The organism is Priestia sp. 10L35 (assembly GCF_056395685.1).
This window is the reverse complement of the sequence record NZ_JBFTKA010000001.1, coordinates 692,592-717,326: the sequence shown is the minus strand read 5'-3', so window position 1 is coordinate 717,326 and position 24,735 is coordinate 692,592. Positions and strand designations below refer to the sequence as shown.

28 protein-coding genes are annotated in these 24,735 nt (G+C 39.5%); all 28 read right to left on the bottom strand.

Features of this window, described 5'->3' with window-relative positions:
* Nucleotides 1–17: 17 nt before the first annotated feature.
* Nucleotides 18–737 (bottom strand): 30S ribosomal protein S2, encoded by a 720-nt coding sequence (rpsB, locus tag AC1DEF_RS03700; protein ID WP_013058850.1) that lies wholly within the window; start codon nt 735–737, stop codon nt 18–20.
* Nucleotides 738–895: 158 nt separating this feature from the next.
* Nucleotides 896–1,423, bottom strand: coding sequence for a hypothetical protein (locus AC1DEF_RS03695; RefSeq protein ID WP_097824495.1), 528 nt, complete (start codon nt 1,421–1,423; stop codon nt 896–898).
* 15 nt (nt 1,424–1,438) lie between these two features.
* Nucleotides 1,439–2,200 carry a FliA/WhiG family RNA polymerase sigma factor gene (locus AC1DEF_RS03690; RefSeq protein WP_043976506.1) on the bottom strand — a complete coding sequence of 254 codons (762 nt, stop codon included), beginning with the start codon at nt 2,198–2,200 and terminating at the stop codon, nt 1,439–1,441.
* A gap of 49 nt (nt 2,201–2,249) precedes the next feature.
* Complete coding sequence (locus AC1DEF_RS03685; RefSeq protein WP_016765382.1) at nt 2,250–2,744, bottom strand: chemotaxis protein CheD; 495 nt, start codon at nt 2,742–2,744, stop codon at nt 2,250–2,252.
* Between the two features lie 50 nt (nt 2,745–2,794).
* Nucleotides 2,795–3,223: a chemotaxis protein CheW gene (locus tag AC1DEF_RS03680; RefSeq protein WP_014458457.1), complete on the bottom strand. Its 429-nt coding sequence runs from the start codon at nt 3,221–3,223 to the stop codon at nt 2,795–2,797.
* A 30-nt stretch (nt 3,224–3,253) separates the two neighbouring features.
* Nucleotides 3,254–5,233, bottom strand: coding sequence for a chemotaxis protein CheA (locus tag AC1DEF_RS03675; protein WP_097824496.1), 1,980 nt, complete (start codon nt 5,231–5,233; stop codon nt 3,254–3,256).
* 14 nt (nt 5,234–5,247) lie between these two features.
* Nucleotides 5,248–6,291: a protein-glutamate methylesterase/protein-glutamine glutaminase gene (locus AC1DEF_RS03670; RefSeq protein WP_097824497.1), complete on the bottom strand. Its 1,044-nt coding sequence runs from the start codon at nt 6,289–6,291 to the stop codon at nt 5,248–5,250.
* A 9-nt stretch (nt 6,292–6,300) separates the two neighbouring features.
* Nucleotides 6,301–7,170 carry a MinD/ParA family protein gene (locus AC1DEF_RS03665; protein WP_097824498.1) on the bottom strand — a complete coding sequence of 290 codons (870 nt, stop codon included), beginning with the start codon at nt 7,168–7,170 and terminating at the stop codon, nt 6,301–6,303.
* Entirely contained in the window at nt 7,163–8,260 is a 1,098-nt protein-coding gene (gene flhF / locus AC1DEF_RS03660; RefSeq protein WP_097824499.1) for a flagellar biosynthesis GTPase FlhF, read from the bottom strand. Before flhF ends, AC1DEF_RS03665 begins: the two co-directional genes overlap by 8 nt.
* Nucleotides 8,260–10,296, bottom strand: a complete 2,037-nt coding sequence (flhA, locus tag AC1DEF_RS03655) for a flagellar biosynthesis protein FlhA (RefSeq protein ID WP_060745982.1) — start codon at nt 10,294–10,296, stop codon at nt 8,260–8,262. Before flhA ends, flhF begins: the two co-directional genes overlap by 1 nt.
* 30 nt (nt 10,297–10,326) lie before the next feature.
* Nucleotides 10,327–11,409 carry a flagellar biosynthesis protein FlhB gene (flhB, locus tag AC1DEF_RS03650; RefSeq protein ID WP_013084780.1) on the bottom strand — a complete coding sequence of 361 codons (1,083 nt, stop codon included), beginning with the start codon at nt 11,407–11,409 and terminating at the stop codon, nt 10,327–10,329.
* Nucleotides 11,410–11,411: 2 nt separating this feature from the next.
* Nucleotides 11,412–12,188, bottom strand: coding sequence for a flagellar biosynthetic protein FliR (gene fliR / locus AC1DEF_RS03645; protein ID WP_025750309.1), 777 nt, complete (start codon nt 12,186–12,188; stop codon nt 11,412–11,414).
* Nucleotides 12,189–12,190: 2 nt separating this feature from the next.
* Nucleotides 12,191–12,460 (bottom strand): flagellar biosynthesis protein FliQ, encoded by a 270-nt coding sequence (fliQ, locus tag AC1DEF_RS03640; protein WP_016765390.1) that lies wholly within the window; start codon nt 12,458–12,460, stop codon nt 12,191–12,193.
* Nucleotides 12,461–12,470: 10 nt separating this feature from the next.
* The gene (gene fliP / locus AC1DEF_RS03635) at nt 12,471–13,139 is read right to left on the bottom strand and encodes a flagellar type III secretion system pore protein FliP (RefSeq protein WP_013084783.1); all 669 of its coding nucleotides are present in this window, start codon (nt 13,137–13,139) and stop codon (nt 12,471–12,473) included.
* Nucleotides 13,132–13,773, bottom strand: a complete 642-nt coding sequence (locus AC1DEF_RS03630; protein WP_097824500.1) for a flagellar biosynthetic protein FliO — start codon at nt 13,771–13,773, stop codon at nt 13,132–13,134. Before AC1DEF_RS03630 ends, fliP begins: the two co-directional genes overlap by 8 nt.
* Nucleotides 13,774–13,836: 63 nt before the next feature.
* Nucleotides 13,837–14,199 carry a response regulator gene (locus tag AC1DEF_RS03625; protein ID WP_028410821.1) on the bottom strand — a complete coding sequence of 121 codons (363 nt, stop codon included), beginning with the start codon at nt 14,197–14,199 and terminating at the stop codon, nt 13,837–13,839.
* A gap of 21 nt (nt 14,200–14,220) precedes the next feature.
* A complete protein-coding gene (gene fliY, locus AC1DEF_RS03620; RefSeq protein WP_255255771.1) occupies nt 14,221–15,351 on the bottom strand; it encodes a flagellar motor switch phosphatase FliY in 1,131 nt (376 codons plus the stop codon).
* The gene (gene fliM, locus AC1DEF_RS03615) at nt 15,341–16,342 is read right to left on the bottom strand and encodes a flagellar motor switch protein FliM (protein WP_097824502.1); all 1,002 of its coding nucleotides are present in this window, start codon (nt 16,340–16,342) and stop codon (nt 15,341–15,343) included. The genes fliY and fliM overlap by 11 nt, the downstream gene beginning before the upstream one ends.
* A gap of 20 nt (nt 16,343–16,362) precedes the next feature.
* Nucleotides 16,363–16,794, bottom strand: coding sequence for a flagellar basal body-associated protein FliL (gene fliL / locus AC1DEF_RS03610; protein ID WP_097824503.1), 432 nt, complete (start codon nt 16,792–16,794; stop codon nt 16,363–16,365).
* Nucleotides 16,795–16,797: 3 nt separating this feature from the next.
* Nucleotides 16,798–17,007, bottom strand: a complete 210-nt coding sequence (locus tag AC1DEF_RS03605; protein WP_097824504.1) for a flagellar FlbD family protein — start codon at nt 17,005–17,007, stop codon at nt 16,798–16,800.
* A gap of 35 nt (nt 17,008–17,042) precedes the next feature.
* The gene (gene flgG / locus AC1DEF_RS03600; RefSeq protein ID WP_013084789.1) at nt 17,043–17,834 is read right to left on the bottom strand and encodes a flagellar basal body rod protein FlgG; all 792 of its coding nucleotides are present in this window, start codon (nt 17,832–17,834) and stop codon (nt 17,043–17,045) included.
* Nucleotides 17,835–17,859: 25 nt separating this feature from the next.
* A complete protein-coding gene (flgD, locus tag AC1DEF_RS03595; RefSeq protein WP_097824505.1) occupies nt 17,860–18,288 on the bottom strand; it encodes a flagellar hook assembly protein FlgD in 429 nt (142 codons plus the stop codon).
* Between the two features lie 9 nt (nt 18,289–18,297).
* Nucleotides 18,298–20,556 (bottom strand): flagellar hook-length control protein FliK, encoded by a 2,259-nt coding sequence (locus AC1DEF_RS03590; RefSeq protein WP_097824506.1) that lies wholly within the window; start codon nt 20,554–20,556, stop codon nt 18,298–18,300.
* 17 nt (nt 20,557–20,573) lie between these two features.
* Nucleotides 20,574–21,191, bottom strand: a complete 618-nt coding sequence (locus AC1DEF_RS03585) for a MotE family protein (protein ID WP_097824507.1) — start codon at nt 21,189–21,191, stop codon at nt 20,574–20,576.
* Between the two features lie 9 nt (nt 21,192–21,200).
* Nucleotides 21,201–21,644 (bottom strand): flagellar export protein FliJ, encoded by a 444-nt coding sequence (fliJ, locus tag AC1DEF_RS03580; RefSeq protein WP_013058874.1) that lies wholly within the window; start codon nt 21,642–21,644, stop codon nt 21,201–21,203.
* 2 nt (nt 21,645–21,646) lie between these two features.
* A complete protein-coding gene (gene fliI / locus AC1DEF_RS03575) occupies nt 21,647–22,960 on the bottom strand; it encodes a flagellar protein export ATPase FliI (protein ID WP_097824508.1) in 1,314 nt (437 codons plus the stop codon).
* A complete protein-coding gene (gene fliH / locus AC1DEF_RS03570; protein WP_097824509.1) occupies nt 22,935–23,723 on the bottom strand; it encodes a flagellar assembly protein FliH in 789 nt (262 codons plus the stop codon). The genes fliI and fliH overlap by 26 nt, the downstream gene beginning before the upstream one ends.
* On the bottom strand, nt 23,716–24,735 hold the full coding sequence (gene fliG, locus AC1DEF_RS03565; protein ID WP_025750326.1) for a flagellar motor switch protein FliG: 1,020 nt from the start codon (nt 24,733–24,735) through the stop codon (nt 23,716–23,718). Before fliG ends, fliH begins: the two co-directional genes overlap by 8 nt.

Below are 24,735 nucleotides of genomic sequence, written 5' to 3'. Positions count from 1 at the left end.
TATCACCTTTCACGGAATTAAGCAGTAGTTGTTTCAGTTTCAACTGCTGTTTCTTCACCTTGTTTAGCTTCTAGAATAGCATCAGCAACTTTAGAAGTTAAAAGTTTAACAGCACGAATTGCATCATCGTTTGCAGGGATTACATAATCAATTTCGTCTGGATCACAGTTAGTGTCTACGATACCAACGATTGGAATGTGTAATTTTTTAGCTTCCGCTACTGCAATACGCTCTTTACGAGGGTCAATGATGAATAATGCATCTGGAAGTTGTTTCATATCTTTAATGCCGCCTAAGAATTTTTCAAGACGCTCTAACTCTTTTTTAAGTTGAACTACTTCTTTCTTAGGTAGTACTTCGAAAGTACCGTCTTCTTGCATTTTTTCGATATCTTTTAAACGTTTGATACGTTTTTGGATAGTTGAGAAGTTAGTTAATGTACCACCTAACCAACGTTGGTTAACAAAGTACATACCAGCGCGAGCTGCTTCTTCTTTAACAGAATCTTGAGCTTGTTTTTTCGTACCTACGAATAAAACAGTACCGCCGTCTGCAGCTAATTCTTTAACGAATTTGTACGCTTCTTCTACTTTCTTAACTGTTTTTTGAAGATCGATAATGTAGATGCCGTTACGCTCAGTGAAGATATATTTCTTCATCTTTGGGTTCCAACGGCGAGTTTGGTGACCGAAATGTACACCAGCTTCTAGTAATTGTTTCATTGAAATTACTGACATGTGTTTTTCCTCCTAATGGTTTTAAGTCTCCTCCGCTCATTTCATCTTCAGCCGAAACTACAAAAAGTAGCACCATCAACCGAATCAACAAGCGTGTGTAATAACACCAAAAACAAATATAGCACACTCCTTTTTCACAAGCAAGCGTTTCATTAAGTTTATTGATGAAATTTCAATAATAATTCAATTTCAGTTTTCCCTCTGTGTACATGTTTTGCAATTTCTTCAATTGTTAAACCTTTCCCTTTTGAATAAACAGAAAATTCTTTTATCTCTTCATCTGACAAATCTTGAATTTGGTCTGTAGTTAATTCATCAAAAGGTGTGCGTATATGCTTCTGATTTTCTTCTATAGAAAGAAGTTCATGCAGCGACTGGGACGGCTCACTTTTTAGATCCACCCTTTGAACAGGCACGTCTTCTTCATCTACCAAAGGTGATTTTACGCTGCTTTTTTCCGCTTCCGAAGAAAGCGAAGTGGAAAGCTCTCGAAGCTGCCTTAAAAACTGCTCGTTTTGTTCTTGAAATTCAGCCAGATATGAACTCATCGCAGCTTCCATTTTATTTATATTTTGCTGGTGCAAGCGTTCAATCCTTTTCACTTTGGTCACTTGCATATATAAAAGAATAATGCAAAACAGTGATAGACCATGAATTAAAAAACTAACTGTGAGTAAAAACCCCATCCTTTTACCTCTTTGCTAAATTATTTTACTTAAACTCGTACGCATTTTAAACAGCGCTTTCGAATGAATTTGAGAAATACGTGAAGTAGATAGCCCTAACAGCTGTGCGATTTCTGTAAAAGTCAACTCTTCTTTATAGAATAATGAAACAACGAGCTGCTCTTTTTCATTTAGCTGCTCGATAACTTCAGCAAGCTCTTGATAGCGTTCTTCGTTAATTAGCTCCTCTTCAGGAGAGAGCGTTTTTTCATCTTTAATCGTATATTTTTGTTCTCCATCTTCATACTCTTTCGGCTGTTCTTCCATTGACAACACGTTAGCCAAAAAGCCTTCATTCATCGTATGAACGACATCTGCTTCTGTCATGCCTACTTCTTTTGCAACCTCACTTGGTGCAACTCTGCGCAAGTACCTTTGTTCAAGTGCTTCTGTTGCTTGCTCAATCCTTTTCGTCTTTTCCCTTGCGCTTCTTGATAACCAATCTTCTTTACGAAGCCCGTCTATTATCGCCCCTCGAATTCGAAAAGACGCATATGTATCAAACTTTAAGTCTCTACCGTAATCAAACTTTTCCAAAGCATCGTAAAGACCGATTAACCCTAAACTACGAAGCTCTTCTTTATGAATATTCTTCGGCAGCCCCACGCTAATCCGCTGAACGTGATAGTTAACGAGCGGCATATACTTTTTAACAAGCATGTTTCCCGCATGTGAGTCTTTCGTCTCTATCCATTCCTGCCAAATTTTATGTTCTTCAACTTCTTGTATACTTTTCAAGGGTCTTTCAACTCCTTTTTATAGCGCTATTAAACAGTCAGAGCGCGCTTTATATCGTTTTTATCCCTTCGTTAATCGTACGAACCTTTAAAATAGCCGTTTGAGGATCAAATTCAATTGTGCGTCCGTTGTGTCCTCCTGTAGCTTTTGCTGCAATTTCTACACTGTTTCTATGCAGCTCTCTCTCTACTGCTTGAACATTTCGAAGGCCAATTCGCATGACATCATTTCTTGGTTCAAATTGAAACATCTGCGCGCCTCCTGCTATTTTTGCTTTTAACAATTTTCTATGTGCGCCTTGTTTAATCAACATATTTATCAAATCAAAAATGGCTGTATCTGCATATTTTGCTCTATTAAAAGGACATTTAGCTCCGCTTGAATCCGGAAGCATCACATGGGCGAGCCCAGCTACTGAGTGAATAGAGTCATAAACAACAACTCCTACACATGATCCTAATCCCGCTGTTCGAAGCACTGCGGGTGCATGTGTAACATTCATCTCGGCAATTCCTACCTTAATTACTTGTTTATCATCTCTCACGATTCTTCAACTCCTAGAACCTTCAGCGTGATATCCATTATTCGTTTGACTCACTGGAGGTGGTCTTCTAAAGAGAGCACTTTAGGTAAATTTAGAAGAACAATTAAACGGCTATCTACTTTAACGACTCCGTTTAAGTATTCTACAGCCGTTCCTTCAACTGTTTCAGGCACTGAAGCAATCGTTTTTTCATCAATATCCACTACATCATTTGCCGCATCGACAATCAAACCTGCTTCTACATCATTAAGACGAACCATAATAATACGTGTCAGCTCATGGTTAAGCTGTTCTTGCAAGTTAAAACGAGTGCGCAAATCAATAATCGGTGTAATAACACCGCGAAGGTTAATAACACCTTTTACATATTCTTTTACTCCAGGAACGCGTGTTATGTGCTGAATCTTTTCAATCGACTGCACTTCTTCTACTGAGATTCCGTACTCCTCGTCTCCTAATTGAAACACAATAATTTTCATGCCTTTCTCCCTTTCTTTTTACAGCATTTGTTATTTAATCAAAGCGTTGCAATCAATGATAAGTGCTACTTGTCCATCCCCTAAAATCGTGGCTCCTGAAATAGCAAACGCACCCGGCAGATAATGACCTAGAGATTTTAAAACAATTTCCTGCTGACCGATAAAAGAATCAACAATTAGCCCAGCGGTCTTTTCTCCTTTTTTCACGATGACTACTGAATAATGATCACCTTGTACTGAGTTAGGCACAGTGAATAGTTCTTTTAAATCAAGAAGAGGAATAATGGCTCCTCGAAAGTCAATAACCTTTTGACCGTGTACATGCATGACCTCTTTGGGCTGAACAATAGCTGTTTCAATAATCGAAGAAAGCGGCAAGGCATAGCGCTCTTCACTCATTTGCACGAGTAAAGCAGAAATGATAGACAGAGTGAGGGGCAGTTGAATAGAAAAACGCGAACCGTATCCTTCGTTAGAATCGATCGTTACAGAACCCCCTAGCGATTCAATCGTGTTTTTCACGACATCTAAACCTACTCCTCGTCCGGAAACATCTGAAATTTGCTCAGCCGTCGAAAAGCCCGAAGCAAAAATGAGCTCGTACACTTGTTTATCCGTCAGCGTTTCAGCTGTTTTCCCATCAATAATTCCTCGATCCAACGCTTTTTGCAGTACCTTTTCACGATTGATGCCCGCCCCGTCATCTTCTAAATCAATAAAGACATGATTTCCGCTATGATAAGCTTTAAGGCGAATCGTTCCCTTTTCATTCTTTCCGTTCTCTAAGCGTGCTTGAGGCATTTCAATTCCGTGGTCAACGGCATTTCTTAATAAGTGAACAAGCGGATCTCCAATTTCATCAATGACGGTCCGGTCCAGCTCTGTATCAGCTCCGACAATTTGAAGTTCAATTTGTTTCCCTAAATCTTTTGAAAGCTGTCTCACCATACGGGGAAAACGATTAAAAACGGTTTCTACAGGCACCATACGCATATTTAAAATAATCGTTTGCAAGTCTCCCGAAATACGAGACATCCGCTCTACCGTTTCGTCTAATTCGCTGTTATTCAATTCTTTTGATATTTGTTCTAACCTGCCTCTATCAATAACTAGTTCTTCAAACAAGTTCATGAGACTGTCCAAACGGTCAATATTAACTCGAATCGTCTTGTTATTTGAGGGCTGTCTTTTCTCTTCAACAGGCGATTTAGAAGGTGCTGACACAGTAACTTCCTGTATGGCTGCTGCTACTTCTGGTGAAACAAGCTCCTCCATTTCTGTCTCCTTTTTTACGGGGACCGCAGCAATTTTCACACTTTCTACTTCAGAGACTTCCATAATGCTCGCCTGCAGCTTTTCTTGTGATTCGTTTGTTACTAATATAACGATAAAAGATGATTCAAATTTTTCTTGTTCGATATCTTGAACAGTTGGCGCTGACTTAATGACGTCTCCTGCTTGCTCTAACACATCAAATACCATATAAGCGCGTGCAGCTTTTAATAAGCAGGTGCGTTCAAGCTGTACGGTTATTTCAAACGCGTTAAACCCTTGGTCTGCCGTTTGGCTGAGCAGCGTTTGTACTAATTCATCGTACTCAATGGGAGAAGCTGCATGCTGTGCTACGGGTTCCTCTGCTACAATACGCTGCAGCTTTTGAACAAGCAATTTGACATCAAGCTGACCATCGCCGCCTTCAGAAATAGATTGAACCATTATTTCTAGCGCATCGACTGATTCAAACAAAGCATCAAGAACTTCCGTATGAACGTCGAGTTGGTGATTTCGAACAGCATCTAACACGTTTTCCATTTTGTGAGTTAATTGTGCTAAATCATCAAATCCCATTGTTGCAGACATACCTTTTAACGTATGAGCAGACCGAAAAATTTCGTTTACATAGCCAAGATCATCGGTATTTTTTTCAAAACGCATTAGCTGGTCATTAACGTTTTGAAGATGTTCCCTGCTTTCTTCAATAAACACTTCTAGATATTGATTCATATCCATCGTAACTTTCCCTCCTATTTCTGTGCGTAGCGAGAAATAAAGCTTCCAACGTTTCGCAACGGTTCAATATAATCAACAAGTTTTGTAGAAACGGCTGATTTGGGCATCCCATAAATGACAGCTGTTTCTTCCGATTCAGCCAATATAAGCGCGTCTTTATTTTTCTTTAAATCAATAACCCCTTCCGTTCCATCCGCCCCCATTCCTGTCAACACAATAGCAAGTTTTTGATAACCTGAAATTTTACTAATCGACTGAAACAAACGATCCACTGAGGGGCGGTGTCCCTTTACAGGTGAAGAAGTATCTAAACAAATGCTAAGCTGTCCTTTTTTCTCTACAACCGTCATATGAAAACCTCCAGGCGCAATATAAGCACATCCTGAGCGAACGATTTCATTGTCTTTTGCTTCCTTCACTTCAATAGCAGCTAGCTGATTTAGTCTAACCGCTAATGATTTTGTAAAATTTGGAGGCATATGCTGCACAATAAAAATAGGTGCGTTTATGTCTTTTGAAACAGTTGATAATACTTCTTGTAGCGCACGCGGTCCTCCAGTAGAAGTGCCAATACAAATCATTTTGTTCACTTTCGTCCCCATCGGGAGGTTATATACACTGCTGTTTTGCACGTGCTGATGACTGCTTGAAGATATGTTGGCTTTACTAGCAAGCAATAGTTTAGAGATAAGCTCATCTTTCACTTTGTGTAAGTCCAGCGAAATAGCTCCCGAAGGTTTAGCAACAAAATCAACTGCGCCGTACTGCATAGCGGTCAGCGTATTTTCAGCACCTTCTATTGTTGTACTCGATAACATGACAACAGGAAGGGGCTTCACACGCATGAGCTGTTTTAACATATCTAAGCCATTCATTTTGGGCATTTCAATATCAAGTGTCACAATGTCTGGCGACAGCTCGAGCGCTTTTTTTAACCCTTCTTCACCGTTACGTGCGGTACCCACAACGTGAAAACGACTGTCACATGCTAAAAAATCGCCGATTAGTTTTCGCATAAATGCAGAATCATCTACAATAAGCACCTTTATTTCATTCACTCTAATTTCCTACCTTTCAAGAAAAAATCGTTTGAGGCGCCGAATAAACATTCCCTCGTTTTTAGCCGTTATCCTATTGTCTTGAGGAATAAGAATACTCACCATTTCTATTAGTGATATACTCGCTTTAGATGCTGGATTTTGAAGCAAAAAAGGCGTTTGGCGATTGACCGCTTTCTGGACAGCTTGATCGTTTGGTACAATACCTAATAGAGAAATAGATATGTTCAAAAACTGCTGAACAGCTTGGCTAAATCGTTCATACGTCTCATTTCCTTCTTTGTCAGAAAGCGTTTTGTTAATAATAAGACGAACCGGTGCTGATACAGAATAGGAAGCTGCTAGCTTAATAGCAGCGTAGGCATCAGTTATAGATGTAGGTTCTGGTGTTGTGACCACGATCATTTCATCTACAGCTTTTAAAAACTTAAGCACACTCTCTGACATGCCCGCTCCCATATCAAAAATCATATAATCATATTGATTTGTTAACGAATTCAATTCTTGTATTAAATGAGCAAGATCTGATGGAGACCATTCAAATACAGAGGAAATTCCTGTTCCACCAGCCACATAAGCTAAATTTTGAGGACCTTTTTTAATAATTTTCTGGATGGAAAGCTTTTTTTCTAGCAAATCGACCATCGTATATGAAGCAGTTTGCCCAATCAAAATATCAATATTTCCCATCCCTATATCCATATCAAAAAGAAGAACTCTTTGCTTTTGCTTCGTTAGCGCAAGAGATAAGTTTAATGATAGATTCGACTTTCCAACTCCTCCTTTTCCGCTTAACACGGCTAGTGTTTTACAATTCCTTAAAGAGTTTTGATGCTTCTTTAACACTTTTTCTCTTAAAACTGCTGCTTGATCATTCATCTTTCCAATCTCCAAACACATCGTCAATAAACTCTTTTATTTTAAATGCCGACACATCTTCTGGTACATCCTGCCCATTTGTTGTAAAAGCAGCCCGCTTGCCGCAATGATATAACATATTTAAAAGCGAGCCTTTACGGGTGGTTTCATCTTGCTTCGTAAAAATCAAGTGATCAACAGACAGACTAGCAAAACGTTCATATACAGCTTTCATATCTGATACTTTTGACGTTAGGGCTAAAACAAGAAACGTTTGCAAATCTTCTTGAAACGTAATAATTTTCTTTAAATCATTTACATATTGCTGTTCTAAAAAGTTACGACCTGCTGTGTCAATAAAAATCACATCGTATGCTTCCGTTTCTAGCAAAGCTTTTTTAAAATCTGCTCCGTTATAACAAATCGTTAAAGGCGCATTCAAGATCGAAGCGTACGTCTTGAGCTGCTCAATCGCTGAAATTCTATACGTGTCAGTTGTAATAAATGCTATTTTTTGATTGTGTTCCAGGACACATTTTGCGGCCAATTTAGCAAGAGTTGTTGTTTTACCGACACCTGTTGGTCCTACTACACTTACATATTTTTTGAAAGGACCGCTCCATTCACTTTCTTTAAACTGATTGACAAACCAGCTCTTCGTCCACTCCATAAGTTGATTTGAGTTAGGGCGATGTAAGTAGTAGTACTCTAGCATAGAAGCCTCTATGCTTTTTAAAATAGCTTCGTCTATTTCTTGCAAACGCAAATAGGCAAACACATCCTCCACTGCTTTTGGATATGAACTTGAAGAAACCTTTGGCATTTGATTCATTTGTGAGACAAGAGTATTTAACTCACTGAGCTGCTGCTTCATAAAAGATTGATTATCTTCCATACTGGGTGCTGGCGGCGATGAATTCTTCTTTACGCTCAGCTTTTCTACAGAATCGACAGCTGCCAATACTTCTATTTTCGCCTTAGTAAATAAGCCAAGAAACCCTCCTGTTCGAATTTGTTTCGAATGTAAAATAACCGCTTCCTCACCTAAATCTGAACGAATGGCTTTCATAGCTTGCGGCATGGATGCTACTACGTATTTTTTTACTTTCATCAGATATCCACCACTCCAACACTTTGAACTTCAACATTTGCTTCTAGCTCGTTATATGATAAAACCGCCATATGGGGAAAATACCGCTCAGTGATTTGACGCACGTACATCCTCACCGCAGGAGAACATAACACAATTGGAGACTGTTCTTGAAAAGAAAGTGTTTCTGTTTGCTTGGCTATACTTTCCACGATAGCTTGTGAAACGTTAGGGTCTAGTGATAAATAATTCCCATGCTCCGTTTGTTGAACAGCTTCCGCCATCGTTTTTTCAACTTTTCCTGAAAGGGTAAGAACTCGGAGCAGACCTTCTTGGACCGTGTATTGACTGGTAATTTGTCTTGCGAGCCCTTGCCGGACGTATTCAGTTAACAAATCGGTGTCTGACGTCATTTTTCCGTAGTCGGCCAGCACCTCAAAAATAATGGGTAAATTTCGAATTGAGACGCTTTCTTTTAAAAGCTTTGCCAGTACCCTTTGAATGTCTCCAACGGAAAGAGGATTAGGCGTTACTTCCTCAATTAAAATAGGATACGTTTCTTTTGTGTGATCAATTAGTTGCTTTGTCTCCTGCCTTCCAATCAGCTCATGCGCATACGATTTTATAACTTCTGTTATGTGCGTAGACACAACCGACGGCGGGTCAACAACGGTATACCCGAACATCTCAGCCTGCTCCTTCACCGACTCACTAATCCATTTTGCAGGCATCTTAAAAGCTGGCTCTAACGTATCAATTCCTTCAATCAAATCATCATCCATTCCCGGACTGATTGCTAAATAGTGATCGAGCAGAAGCTCCCCTTTTGCCACTTCATTGCCCTTTATTTTAAGACAGTATTCGTTGGGCTGAAGCTGAATGTTATCTCTGATGCGAACAACCGGAATGACTAATCCTAGCTCAAGTGCCAGCTGTCGCCTAATCATCACAATTCGATCGAGCAGATCGCCTCCTTGATTCGTATCAGCAAGCGGAATTAATGCATACCCAAATTCAAATTCAATTGGATCAACGCTTAATAGATTGACAACACTCTCCGGACTTTTCATTTCATTGTCTTCCATCTCTTCTTCAGTAGGAGCCATTTCTTCACGAACCGCCTGATGCTTAGCCCGAGACAAATAATAGCCTCCCACTCCTAACAAAATAGCAATAGGCATTGTAATAACATCATTAATTGGCGTAATTAAACCAAGAGCCGCAATCGTTCCTCCAGTGACATAAAGCATAACTGGAAAAGCAAACAGCTGCTGTGTAATATCTTCGCTCAAATTACCTGTTGAAGCAGCTCTAGTGACGATAATACCTGTCGCTGTTGAAATCATAAGGGCTGGAATTTGACTCACTAACCCATCGCCTACTGTTAACAAAGTAAAGGTTTGGGATGCTTCAGTGATGGACATTCCCATTTGCAGCATACCGATAATAATCCCAAATAAGATATTAATAAGGGTGATGACAATCCCTGCAATGGCGTCACCTTTGACGAATTTACTGGCTCCATCCATTGCTCCATAAAAATCTGCTTCGCGCTGAATTTTTTCACGGCGGTCAATTGCTTGCTTTTCTGAAATCATACCTGCATTTAAATCTGCATCAATACTCATTTGTTTACCCGGCATCGCATCTAAGGTAAAGCGGGCGGCTACTTCAGAAACACGCTCCGCTCCTTTTGTAATAACGAGAAACTGAATGATAATTAAAATAATGAAGACAACAAAGCCCACTAACGGATTGCCTCCAATAACGAAGTGGCCAAATGTTTCCACCACTCCGCCTGCTTCTCCTGTTCCTAAGATTGAACGTGTCGTCGATACGTTCAAACCTAATCGAAACAGCGTAAGAACCAGCAGCAAAGACGGAAATACCGATAGCTCTAAAGGTTCTTTCATATTCATGGAAACGAGCAGTACAAGCAGTGCAAGAGAAATGTTAATCATGATTAAAATACTTAATAACCATGAAGGCAACGGAATAACAAGCATAACGATAATGAGTACAACACCTATAACAACTGGCAGTTCTCTTGCAGACATTAATTTTTCTCTCCTTACAATAGCGTAACGTTACATTTTATTTTGAATGCGGTATACGTAAGCTAATATTTCAGCCACCGCTTTAAAAAATTCTTCGGGTACTGCATCTCCTACTTTAGTTTGGTCAAAAAGTGCTCTTGCCAGCGGACGGTTCTCTACCATGATGATTTCATGGCTTTTGGCGATTCCTTTAATCTTTTGAGCAATAAAATCTACGCCGCTGGCTACAACATAGGGAGCATCCATTTTTTCTTCATCATATTTTAAAGCAATGGCATAATGAGTGGGGTTTGTAATGATGACATCTGCTTTTGGAACTTCTTGCATCATGCGAGACATTGCCATTTCCCGCTGCTTTTGCTTTATTTTTGATTTGATTAGAGGATCCCCTTCAATGTTTTTATGCTCATCTTTGATATCTTGCTTTGACATTCGAATATTTTTCTCGAAATCAAACTTTTGGTACAAATAATCAAGCAGCGATAAAAATAAAAGCATAAGCGAGGCTGCAAGTCCCATTTGAAAAACAAGCTTAGACAGCACAACCAGCGAGTCCCCTATACTTTTTTGAGATAAATTTAATACATCTTCTATGTGAATCCATAAGATAAAAAATGTGACGGCTCCGATACACATAATTTTCAGCGTTGACTTGATTAGTTCTACCAGCGCTCTCATGGCAAAAATCCGTTTGGCTCCGCTAATAGGGTTAATCTTTTCTAACTTAGGCTGAAGAGCCTCCGTGGAAAAAAGAATACCCACCTGCATATAATTCGCTCCGAGCGCAGCAATAAAAGCTGCGAGCATAACAGGACCTGCTGCAAGGGCTATTGAAGGAAGAAGGTGCTTAAACATTGCAAATACGCGCTCTGCCGTCACTTCCTCAAGCATATACGTTTGAAAAGCTTCTCTTAACAACTTCATCATTTGCTGTAAAAACTGTTTGGCTCCAAACAAAAAATAAAGAAAAACCATTAAAAGGATGAGCGCAGTTGTAACGTCTTGACTTTTAGCTACCTGTCCTTTTTTTCTAGAGTCTTGCTTTTTTTTAGGTGTAGCTTTTTCCGTTTTTTCTCCCGCGAAAAATTGCAAATCAACTTTTACTAAAAACAAAGCTACACCCCTCCTAATATGCGGATCATCGCGCGCATCGCTTCTATCATTTGTTCAAATATGATTTGCATCATATAAAACATGCTCCCCATCACGACAATCAGCAAAATAAAGGCAACAATAATTTTTACCGGAAACCCCACTACGAAAATATTTAACTGCGGGACGGTTCTTGCGACAATTCCAAGCGCGATATCGACTAAAAATAATGAACCTACCAAAGGCAAAGACATTTGAACAGCTACTAAAAACATCGATGAAAAAACAGTTATGATGTGTGTAGCAAATGCTTGGCTTCCCACAGGGAAAGCTACTTTGTCTAACGGAATAATTAAATAACTATTATAGATGCCGTCTATTAATAAATGATGTCCATTGGTCGATAATAAAAATAGGAGAGCAAATACATATAAATATTGACCTAGTATCGGACTTTGCGCCCCTGTCTGCGGATCTATTACGTTGGCAATCGCAAACCCAACTTGAAAATCGATGAGACCTCCGGCAATTTGAATAGCCATAATAAATACATACGCAGTCAAACCAATAAACAACCCAACAGCACATTCTTTTACTACTAAAAGTACAAACTGTGCATCTAACGAAACGACGGGTAAATCAATTGTTGTCGCAATAATGACGGATAGCGAGGCAGACAAACCTACCTTATGAACTGCGGGAATCGTTTTGTATGAAAATAGCGGAACCGTAATAAAAAAAGACGTTACCCGCACTAGCACTAGTAAAAACGCGGGATAGGATAAGATCAACTGACTCATAGCTAGCCTACGTACCGATACAGATTTGAAAAAATTTCATATGTAAATGAAATCATTTTTGATAACATCCACGGACCAAAAAATACAATCCCTACTAAGACCGCTACAATCTTAGGAACAAAAGCAAGAGTTTGCTCTTGAATTTGGGTAGTTGCTTGAAAAATACTAATAATGAGCCCAACTACAAGGGCCAGCAGCAATAAAGGGCCAGATACAATTAAGATCGTATACACGCCTTTTTCTGCTAACGAAATGACAAATTCTCCATTCATTGTCTATCACCTATTGAAAACTTATTAATAATGATTTAACAACTAAATTCCAGCCGTCAACCAGTACAAATAGTAAAATTTTAAACGGGAGCGAAATCATAACGGGAGGAAGCATCATCATTCCCATAGACATCAGCACGCTTGCTATAATCATATCGATAATGAGAAAAGGAATAAAAATCATAAATCCAATTTGAAATGCTGTCTTTAGCTCACTGATTGCATAAGCCGGAACGAGCGCAGTTAAGGGAATATCTTGAACAGAGGATGGTTTATCTATATCCGCATATTCTAAAAAAAGAGCTAAATCTTTTTGTCTTGTATGAGCACTCATAAATTCTTTCATTGGTTCAGCTGCTTTTTCATAGGCTTGATTCAGCGTGATTTTTTCTTTTAAAAGCGGCTGAAGCGCCTGTTCATTTACCTGAGAAAAAGTTGGCGCCATAATAAAAAACGTTAAAAACAGCGATAAACCAACTAATATTTGATTAGGAGGCATTTGCTGTGTCCCGAGCGATGTACGTACAAATGACAGCACAATGACAATTCGTGTAAAGCAGGTCATCATGATTAAAATTCCAGGAGCTACCGAAAACACCGTCAGCAGCAACAAAAGCTGGACAGACGTGGAAATATTTGTAGGACTGCTCGAGTTAAAGAGATTCATCACTTCATTCATCGTTCTTTTTGTTCCTTTCTAACTCTTTCAGTACGTTTTGCCTTTTTATTTTCATTTCATTCATTTCTCGCTGAAAAAGCTGCTGAAAAGAATGACTAGATTTCTCTTCTTTTTTAGAAGTCAATTTTTCTAAAAAAGACGGTAGTACGACTTTATATTCGCTCTCGTTTTTCTGTTGTTCCTCATACTGCGTGAGCAGCTGCTGTTTCTCTTGCCCTGTAATTTCTGAAAGAAGCTGCACATTTTCACCGACTCCGATGATAAAAAGCTGATTTCCAACTTTAACTACTTGTACAGATTTGCTGCTTCCAACATTTGTACCACCCAAGTTTTGTACTACTTTATTTTTTTGCAGCAGCCTTCCTTTTTTATTTACAAATTTTAAGAGCGCAAAAAGCAGCCCAATTACAAGTAAAAACGCGAATATCATCTTCACGATATCTCCAGCTGAAAGCGTAGGCGTCCCCTGGAGTTCAGTTTTTTCTTTTGAATCAGTACTCTCATTCTCTGAACACTTCTCCGTTTTTTCCAAACATTCTTTTACGGATGCAGATCCACTTTCTGCATAAACGATTTGATTTGATCCTGCTAATACGCTTATTAACAGCGCAGCAATTACGAACTTTCGCAGCAATGTCTGCCACCTCTTACTTCAACATAGTGTAAGATTAGCGGGAAAGCCCCGCCAATCTGTTGTTTATCCAATTGCTTTTGAAATTGCCTCTAATACTCGATCTGCTTGAAAAGGCTTAACGATAAAATCTTTTGCCCCTGCTTGAATCGCATCAATCACCATTGCCTGCTGGCCCATGGCTGAACACATAATCACCTTAGCATCGCTTTTTATGCTTTTAATTTCTTTTAAGGCTGTAATTCCATCCATTTCAGGCATCGTAATATCCATTGTGACAAGATCTGGTGCATGCTCTTTAAATAACTCCACAGCCTGCTGGCCGTCTGCCGCTTCCGCTACTACTTCATATCCATTTTTCGTTAAAATATCTTTGATCATCATGCGCATGAATGCAGCATCGTCTACAATTAAAATTCGGTTTCCCATCTCTACTCCTCCTAAAAATCATTACTTTAGTTTGTTAATACGGTCTCTTTGACTAATAATATCGGTTACGCGAACGCCAAAATTCTCGTCAATGACGACCACTTCACCTTTTGCTATTAATTTGCTATTAATCAAGATATCTACTGGTTCGCCTGCTAGTTTATCAAGTTCAATGATTGCACCAGAAGATAATGCTAAAATCTCTTGAACCGTTCGCTTAGTCCTTCCAAGCTCCACGGTAACTTGAAGCGGGATATCAAGCAGCATGTCTAAATTTCGTGAATTCCCTTGAGGAGAAGACATGTGCTCGAACTCTGAAAACGATGCGGGCTGAACATCAACTGGTACATGAACAGGTTCTGCCTGCTGTGTTTCTTCATCCTGTATGTATTCAGCTGCCGGCGGTTCTGCTTGCTTTTCGTTAAGATCTGATTCTTTTTCAATAGAAGCTGCTGTATCTTCTGCGCTTGGAACTAAGAGCTCTTCCACCAAGCTTTTGGCAAAAGATATCGATAAAAGCTGCATAATATTCGAATCGATTAATGTGCCTACCTTCAAATTAAAAGAGACCTTTACAAAGACGTCATCTTGGGGAATCAGCTCTGTGCCTTCCCCTTTTTGAATATTTAAAATATCCAAGCTCGGCGGAGAGATATCAATTTTCTTTTGAAATACCGTGGACATAGACGTCGCTGCTGAACCCATCATTTGATTCATCGCTTCCTGCACTGCACTCAGCTTAATTTCATCCATGATTTCCGTCGGATTCTCACCCGTTCCACCAAGCATCAAATCTGAAATAACAGCTGCATCTTCATGTTTAATAACTAACAAATTCGTACCAGAAAACCCTTCTGTATACTGAACTTGCACAGCGACATGAGGATTTGGAAATTCATTCGTCAGCTCTTCTTTATATACGAGCGATACAAACGGTGTGGTAATATCGACTTTTTGATTCAATAAAGCCGATAGCGCTGTTGCTGAACTGCCAAACGAAATATTTCCAATTTCGCCAAGCGCGTCTTTTTCCATTTCCGTAAAGTAATCGTCTACTTGACTTGACTTATTCGGCTCTGAAAACTCGTCAAGTGAAGAAGTTCCTTTTAACAACGCATCAATTTCATCTTGCGAAAGCATGTCATCGTTCATTCCTTTCGTTCCTCCTCTTAACATCATCTAGAATTTGCACAGCAACTTTCCGACTGACTTTTCCAGGCTGTGCAATAAATTTAGGTTGTTCCCCGACGTAAATAGTTAACGGATTATGAACGCTTGTTTGCAGTCGAATAACATCTCCTCCATCTAATGCTAGGAAATCTTCAATTGAAATATCCGCTTTTCCTAGCTCGGCTACAACCTGCAATTCCGCATCATTGATTTGTTCCTTTAGCTGCTCAACCTCTTGTACGTTAGGTTCTTTTTTAGAAGATTGCATCCAGTAATGAACGGACAGTTTGGACACAATCGGCTCAAGCGTAACGTGCGGAATACATAGATTGATCATGCCCGTTTCATCTCCAATTTGTACGTTTAATGAAATGACGATGACAATTTCATTTGGTGAAATTACCTGCAAAAACTGAGGATTCACTTCAAACTCTGATGTTTCAGGTTCAATTTCCGCAATAGAACTCCAAGCTTCTCTCATACTATCTAACGTTTTCTCTAACAAGTTTCGAATCAAGCTCGTTTCAATTTCCGTTAAGTTACTAATTTTCCCACCGCTCTCGCCTTGTCCCCCGAGCAAGCGGTCAAGCATCGCATAGGCAATGTTCGGATTGACTTCCATAATGATATGCCCTTCTAAAGGAGGGACGGCTATCACGTTTAAGATGGTTACTTTCGGAACAGAGCGAATGAACTCCTCATACGGAATTTGATCTACTGATACAACGGACACTTGTACAACGTTACGAAGCTGCGCCGAAAAGACGTTGATTAACATGCGCGCATAATTTTCATGAATTCGCGTCAAACTGCGAATCTGATCTTTTGAAAAACGCAGGGCGCGTTTAAAATCATATGTACGAATACGCTGTTTTTTATTTTCCTTTTTTAGCTCATCCGCATCCATCTCTCCGGTTGATAACGCGGATAATAGGGCGTCAATTTCATTTTGTGATAATACATCCCCTGCCACTAGCTTCCCTCCCTTTTTCTTTACTGCAACACTTTAGACGTTGTATAAATTTTAACAACATGTCCGTTTTCCATTAATTGATCAATTTGCTTTGCAATATCTGTTTCTAACGTGCTGAGTCCTTGCGTTCCTTCAAAATCTTGAGCACTCATATCTGAGAGCCTTTTGATAATAATGTCTCTTACTTGAAAATCTCTTTTTTGAAGCTCTGACGCTGCTTTTTTACTATCCATTTGAATTTTAAAAGAGATGCTGATGTAGTTATTGCTTTTTAAATTTGTTTTAATATCCGTTACATCCACAGAAGCTTTAATCACATCGTCAATAGATGGACCTTTTTCAGTACCTGCCTGCTCTGTATACTTTAGTGTCACGATAACAGCAATGCTTCCTATTAAAGTAAGAGAAAGCATGATAATAATCATCTTACTAATTAGCTTATTTTTAAACACACTTTATTCCTCCGTCGTTTGCTGCAGCCCTAATATGTTAATTCGCTGATAATAGCTCGTCACTTTCTCATTCACTTCTTCAACTGAATCCTTTACCACTAGCTTTTTGTTATTCGTTAGCGTAATGGTCGTATCAGGAAATGCTTCAACCTGCTCGATGTAGAGTGCGTTTAACGTAAATGTTTTGCCGTTTAGCCTTGTTAAAGTGATCATAATTAACCGGAGTAATACCTACTCCTTCCTCCCGCCTATCGTTTTAGATTCACTAGCTCTTGCAGTATTTCATCGGATGTTGTAATAATTCTTGTGTTCGCTTGAAATCCGCGCTGTGCAACAATCATATCCGTGAATTCTTCCGATAAATCAACGTTGGACATTTCAAGGGCGCTTGAGACGAAGCTTCCTGTGCCGTTGGCTCCAGGAGCTCCTACTAAAGGACCTCCTGAGTTTACGCTTTGAGCAAATAAATTCCCCCCTGCTTTTTGCAGTCCTTCATTATTTGCAAATTTAGCAAGTTCGACAGTTTGATTACTGGAGATGTTCCCGTTAGCATCTATGATGTTAACCTTTCCATCTGCTCCTATACTGTAGCTCTTACTTGTTGAAGGAATATTTATATTCCCTCCTCCAGTTTTTTGCACGTACAGTCCATCACCCGTTACCAAATTACCGCTGCTATCTAAATAAAAATTCCCCGCTCTTGTATAATAATTTGTGACTCCATCTCTTACTACAAAATAGCCGTCTCCAGAAATAGCTAAATCAAGCGGACGCCCCGTTGACTGAATGCTTCCTGCCGTTTGAACTGTATCAATTGTGCCAATTTGCGAACCTAATCCGACTTGTTTAGCATTAACACCTCCACGGTTAGCTCCTGGTGCTGTTGCTCCTGCTACCTGCTGACTTACTAAATCTTGAAACGTTGTACGTCCTTTTTTATAGCCGTATGTATTAACGTTGGCAATGTTATTTCCTAGGACATCTAATTTAGTTTGAAAATTTTTCATGCCGCTGATTCCTGAATACATCGAACGTAACATAAAATCACTCCTTAAATTTGGTTGGTTAACTGCTTACTTCTAAGATATCGTTTAGCGAAAGTACCGTATGATTTTCATCGTTGATCCTAAACGATACCTCATTGTTTTTGACGGATGCTGTTAAAATGACTCCTTGCTTTTTATTTCCTTCTTCATCTAACCACGCAGCGGTTTTACCAATTAACTCACTCCCTTTTAAAATAGGAGAAGCCTGTGACTGCGTTAAAAACGTATTGAGCGATGTGCTCATATTTGTCATTTGTTCAAGGGATGAAAACTGAGCCATTTGAGCAATAAAGTCTTTGTCTTCCATTGGATTCATTGGATCTTGATTTTGAAGCTGCGCAATCAAAAGCTTCAAAAAATCATCTTTGCCAAGCGAGCTGTTCCCCGTTTGCTTCACTGGTGTGTCCCTATTGCTTAAATACAAGTCAGACGTAATTTCATTTGTCATTGTTATCACCTATACGTTGTAGTTAATGAGCGCTGCTTCAAAAGAAGACAGAAAGGAAGCCGATTCTTCCAATTGCTGTGAATCTTGATCTTCTTCTTTTTTAAACGCTTCTTTTTCCTGTCTTTCTTTTTGCTGGTCGTTTTCATTGTTATACGACATCGCTTGTTCTGACAGTAGCACATCGATTTTATCAATTGATACATGCTGAGACGCGAGACCGTGCCGCAAAGTTGAAAGGTTGGCGTCCAATAACTCTTTTGTTTTTGCTGACGATACGACAATTCGCGCAACCGTTTCACTGTCTTTCTGAAGCATTTCAATTGAAATCGCACCTAGCTGTTTTGGCAATAACTTAATGAAAAGCTTGGATGTTCCCTCTTCAGTACTGATCGAAGCTTTACTCCATATTTTTTCAAGCTCGTTTACCAAATTGCTAGACTGTTGATAGTCAGATTTTGCTTGCCCTAGATAAATAGAGAACTGCTGAAGCTTAGGCATTTCTCCACTTCCAAAGGATGATGGCTGATTCTCTACTGTCGCTCCGGTTGTGTTTGTACCTGCAGAACTTTCGTTATTTTTTAAAGAGCTATTTGTATCTATACTTTCGCTGTGTACTACCACATCTTTTTTCCTTGGAAGCTGATTGAAAAACGGTATTTTTTCTTCTTTACGAAAAGCGTTCATATTTCTCACAGAACTTTCTGAAGATGTATGAACAGCGTCCACACCGACTTGATCAACGGATACATGCTGAGACGTGAGAGCTTGTCGTAATCTGAAAAGGCTGGCGTCTAACAGCTCTTTTGTTTTCGCTGACGATACAACTACTTGCGCAGTCGTTTCATTTTTTTGCTGAAGCACTTCAATTGAAATCGTACCTAGCTGCTTTGGCAATAACGTAACGAAAAGCTTGGATCTTCCCTTTTCAGCACTGAGCGAAGCTTTACTCCATATTTTTTGCAGCTCGTTTACCAGATCATTAGACTGTTGATGATCCAATTTCACTTGCCTTAAATCAATAGAAAACTGCGGCACTTTTTCTTCTTTAGCAAAAGCGTTCATATCTTTTACAGAACTTTCTGGAGCTGCTTGAACAGCGACCACATCGACTTGATCAACCGATACATGCTGAGAAGTCAGAACTTGCCGTAAAGTCGCAAGATTGGCGTCTAACAGCTCTTTTGTTTTCGCCGACGATACAACCACTTGCGTAATCGGTTCATTTTTTTGCTGAAGCACTTCAATTGAAATCGTACCTAGCTGTTTTGGAAATAACGTAATGAAAAGCTTGGATCTTCCCTCTTCAGCACTGAGCGAAGCTTTACTCCATATTTTTTGCAGCTCCTTTAACAGATTGTCAGACTGTTGATGATCAGATTTTACTTGCCTTAGATCAATAGAAAATTCTTGGACCTTAGGTACTTCATTAGATTTAAAAGATGATGGATTATTTTCTAACGTCGCCTCAGCCGTGTTAGCAGTGAAAGAAATTTCACTATCCTTTTTTAAACTATCCCTATCCATACTTTCGCTACGTAAAATCACATCTTTTTTCCATGGAAGCTGATTCAAAAACGGCACTTTTTCCTCTTTATGAACAGCGTCCATATCTCTTACAGAACTTTTTGGAGCCGCATGAACAACGGCGAAGAAACCAGCAGAGCGCTTTTCATGTAAGGTATCGGTTAATACACGTGGTTGTTTATGAATTTTCTCTATTTTTTCAGCAGCAGTTTTCCGCAAACCCTCAAGCTGCGAATTTGAAAGGGTCACTGACTGCAGCTGCGGTTTTTGTAGTTCTTCCATCAGCTGAGCGAACTCTGTTTGAAACGCAGATGATGTATTTTTACAAATGGTCAACAAGGTAGAAATAGAAGACAAATATTGTTCTTGACTGTCTGTTTCAGATGAAACAGGTGCCCGCTGCATGTCTGTTAACACGTGCTGCAGCTTTAGAAGCGGCTGTTCCAAATCTAGACTACTTGGAATACTGCTGAGCATATCGGCTAGATGTTCGTACAAGACAGATGGTTCATCTTCTTCACCTTCTGCTTCGCTTAACTGAATTGCCATTAACCCGACCGCCTTGAAGACGTCTTGGTCTACCGCTTGTTCATCGGATGATTTCTCCCCGCGCGTTAAAGGCTGCCCATCTAGTTGCTTAAGCTGCTGAACAACTTCTTCAAAAAAACCCTGAGTCTGAATAACAGCTGCTTTTTCATCGCAGTTTACCTTTGATGCAGCTGCTGGACGTAGTGAAATTTCCACTGTTTTCACCTCTGCTTTTATTCCTCGATCTGATCTGTTAACAATGTCGTATAGCGTGCAGCTACTTTTGGATCCATTTTTTCTAAGATTGCCGTTCTTGCACTCGCTTTGAACTGCTTAAGCATTGCGACCGCTTTGTCTTCTTTTAATTCGGCAAAGATAAGTGCTGCATTTTTAGGAGACATGTTTTCATAGGTAGCAATGACATCTTTTTTTGCCAGCTGATTGTTTTTTTGTTTTTTCGCTTCATCATCGGCTTTTTCTTCCATATCACGCATTTCAATTTTTAGTTCATCCATTTGACGATCTTTTGTAGTGATCGTTTTCTCATAAGCTGCGATTTGCTTTTCTTTCGTGCTCAGCTTCTTTTGAAGGCTATCAACCTGCTTTTGTATTTCTTCATTGCTTTCTTGAATATTTTCATTTTTTTGCGACTGTTCACTTGATACAAACGGAATGGCGTGTGTAATACCTGAAACTTTATCATTTACATTAACGCCTAAAAGCGTCAGAACAATATAAGCCGCCAAGATGAGGAACACTGCTGGAATAAAGATTAAAAATAAAAACACTTGGCTTTTACTGTAAGACTTTTCTTCTTCGTACTCTTCTCTTAACTCTTTTTGATTAGCCATGTTTTCCACCTAATTCCTATGCAGCATATACTGCTGTAGCGACAGCTCATCCATTTGCTTCGCTTCTAACTGTTTTTCCGCGGTTATATAAGAATCGTAGTCTCTCTTTTTTAACTTTTCATACTTCTTTACTTCTATGTTCTTTTCTTCTAGCTTCAGTTTCTTTAAGTTCATTTGCTGTCTTGCAAACATGACCTCTTGTTGCAGCCTTTCAATCACTCGTTCGGCACTTGTTAAAAACTGCTGAAACGATGTAATTTCTAAAATAGAAAGCCCTTGCTTCATTTTGCCCGTATGCTGTTCAATTAGCGTTTCTTTTTCTTTTAGCTTTTTATAAAGCTTTTCACCCGCTGTTTCAAACTGCTGCAAGGATTGATTATATTGAGATAGCAGTTCATCCTTTTCATTTGACTTGATTGCCATTATTTTAGATAACCTAAATTCATATGCCATATTTACTCACCTTTCACAAACAGTTCACAGAGCTTTGTTACACTTGTTTCAAATGATGGATGTTCGTTCGTTTTTTGCTTTAAAAATGCATCAATGACAGGATGATAGTGGATGGCCTCATCAATGTAAGCAGAAGATCCTCTTTTGTAGGCACCTATGTTAATTAAGTCTTCAGAATTAGCATAGGTAGCCATTAATGAACGCAGTTTTTCAGCTGCTTCTTTGTGCCGTTCACTTACGATATGGTTCATCACGCGACTAACGCTTTTTAAGACATTGATGGCCGGATATTGACCTTTATTGGCCAGCTCCCGGTCTAGTACAATATGTCCGTCTATAATGCCTCGCACCGTATCCGAAATAGGTTCGTTCATATCATCACCGTCTACTAATACAGTGTAAAAAGCAGTAATAGATCCATGTTGATTAGTTCCTGTACGTTCAAGCAGCCTTGGCAAGCTAGCAAAAACAGATGGTGTATAACCTTTGGTAGTCGGAGGTTCACCTACGGCTAATCCAATTTCTCTTTGAGCCATTGCTACACGGGTAACAGAATCCATCATCATCATGACGCTCAGCCCCTCATCTCGAAAGTATTCAGCAATAGAAGTAGCTGTATATGCTGCTTTCATTCGAAGCAGAGCAGGCTGATCCGAGGTAGCAACTACTACAACGGAGCGCTTTAACCCTTCCTCTCCAAGATCTCGCTCAATAAACTCTCTAACTTCTCTTCCTCGCTCTCCTACAAGGGCAATGACATTGATATCTGCTTTTGTATTGCGTGCAATCATCCCGAGCAGCGTACTTTTACCAACACCGCTTCCTGCAAAAATACCTATGCGCTGCCCTTGACCTACTGTTAGCAAACTATCAATTGTTCGCACCCCTACTTCAATCGGCTGTTCAATAGGCGGACGCTCTAAGGGATTAGGGGGGTCTTGATCGGTTAAAACAAACGGCAAATATTGAGAAAGTTCAGACCCGTCTAAAGGGTTCCCTAACGAATCAAGCACTTGACCTATTAACTCTTTCCCCACGCTTACCTGCAGAGGTTTTTCTGTCGTTTCCACTAGGCAGCCAGGTCCGATATATCGAACAGACGTATAAGGCATTAAAACAACGTGCTCACCGTTAAAACCAACAACTTCTGCACGAATTTTATCTCCTCGTTCACTAAGATGAATAAAGCAAACATCTCCTATTGACGTTCTAGGTCCTTTAGATTCAATCATCATTCCTACTACTCGGCTGACTTTCCCGTACCGTTTAAAAGAAGATGTGCGCGGGATTTCATGAATGAGTTGTGCGACTTTCATGTTTACTCTCCTCTAACAAACGTTCTTTTAATTTTTTCTTCATTTCCGTTAACTGGCTATCAAAAGACGCAACAAGACGCCCATAAGAGGAATCGATGACACAATCCATTTCCTGAAGATTTTCATCCGCATAAATAAATAGCCCGGTTTCTCCGTTTAATAAATCGAACAGTTCTCGTTTATGTTCACATACATATGCATATTTTTTCGGGGAAACAAAAAGCTGGATTTCTTTATGTTCTCTAACTTCTTTTAAAGACCTTGCAACAAGTGGTAAAAATGATTCATCTCTTTGAAGCTGCTCATTTAAAATCGTTTCAGCTAGGGTGAAACCTAATTCAAAGATGACTTCTTCAGATTGATTTATATATTCGTAGTACTGATTCTTTGTTTCGTCAACAATGTTTCGCGACATGGCTAATACATGCTCATACTCTTGTTTTCCTTGAAGCAGCCCTTCTTCGTATCCTTCTTCATAGCCTCGCTTTTGTTCTTGTTGAAACAGCAGCACCTTCTCTTCTTCCCACTGCTTTTTCAAACGTTCAATTTCGTTTTGAGCTTGTATTCGGTAAGCGTCTGCCTCGGCCTTTATTATTTCAGCTTCACTGTGCGCTTGTTCAATAACGTGCTGTGCATTTTCTTGCTGAAGATGCTCTTCTGTGGGCTCATCTTGTATCGGAAAACCAAACGGAATGACTTGAATGTGCTTCGCATTTTCGTCTGAAAGTTTGTTCGTATAAGTTGATTTAATGATATTAGACAATAATATCGTCTCCTCCACCTCGAGCTAATACAATTTCACCAGCATCTTCTAAACGTCTAATTGCAGCAACGATACGTGACTGAGCTTCCTCTACATCTTTCAAACGCACAGGACCCATAAATTCCATTTCTTCTTTAAACGTTTCCACCATACGGCTAGACATATTTTTAAAAATAATAGATTTCACTTCTTCACTTGCTACTTTTAAGCTCAACAATAAATCATCATTTTCTACATCTCGTATCACACGCTGAATAGAACGGTTATCGAGCGTTACGATATCCTCAAATACAAACATTCGCTGTTTGATTTCTTCTGCTAATGCCGGATCTTGAATTTCAAGCGTATCAATAATAATTTTTTCAGTCGCTCGGTCTACTCCATTTAATACTTCAACTACTGCTTCTAAACCACCTGTTTGGGTATAGTCTTGGGTAACAGTAGCAGAAAGCTTTCTCTCTAAAATTTGCTCAACTTCATTAATGACTTCGGGAGACGTACTTCCCATCGTCGCAATCCGTCTTGCAATATCCGCTTGCCTTTCCTGAGGCAGTGATGATAAGATTTGTCCTGCCTGCGGCGGCTCTAAGTAAGATAAAATAAGGGCAATCGTCTGAGGATGCTCATGCTGAATGAAATTTAACAGCTGCATAGGATCAGCTTTTCTGGCAAAATCAAACGGACGAACTTGCAAAGAAGAAGTTAATCGATTGATAATCATCATAGCCTGCTCTGGTCCAAGTGCTTTTTCTAACACCTGTTTCGCATAGCTTACTCCTCCTTTTTCAAGGTAGTTTTGAGCAAGCGTTATTTGTTCAAACTCATGAAGCACAGCTTCTTTTAAAGACGGCTCTACTTTTCTCACTGAAGAAATTTCAAGCGTTAGTTGCTCAATTTCATCTTCACTGAGATGTTTATAGATAGAAGCTGATACATCCGGACCGAGAGAAATCAACAAAATTGCTGCTTTTTGCTTTCCAGTTAACTCATTTTTTTGCATAGCCTTTACCAT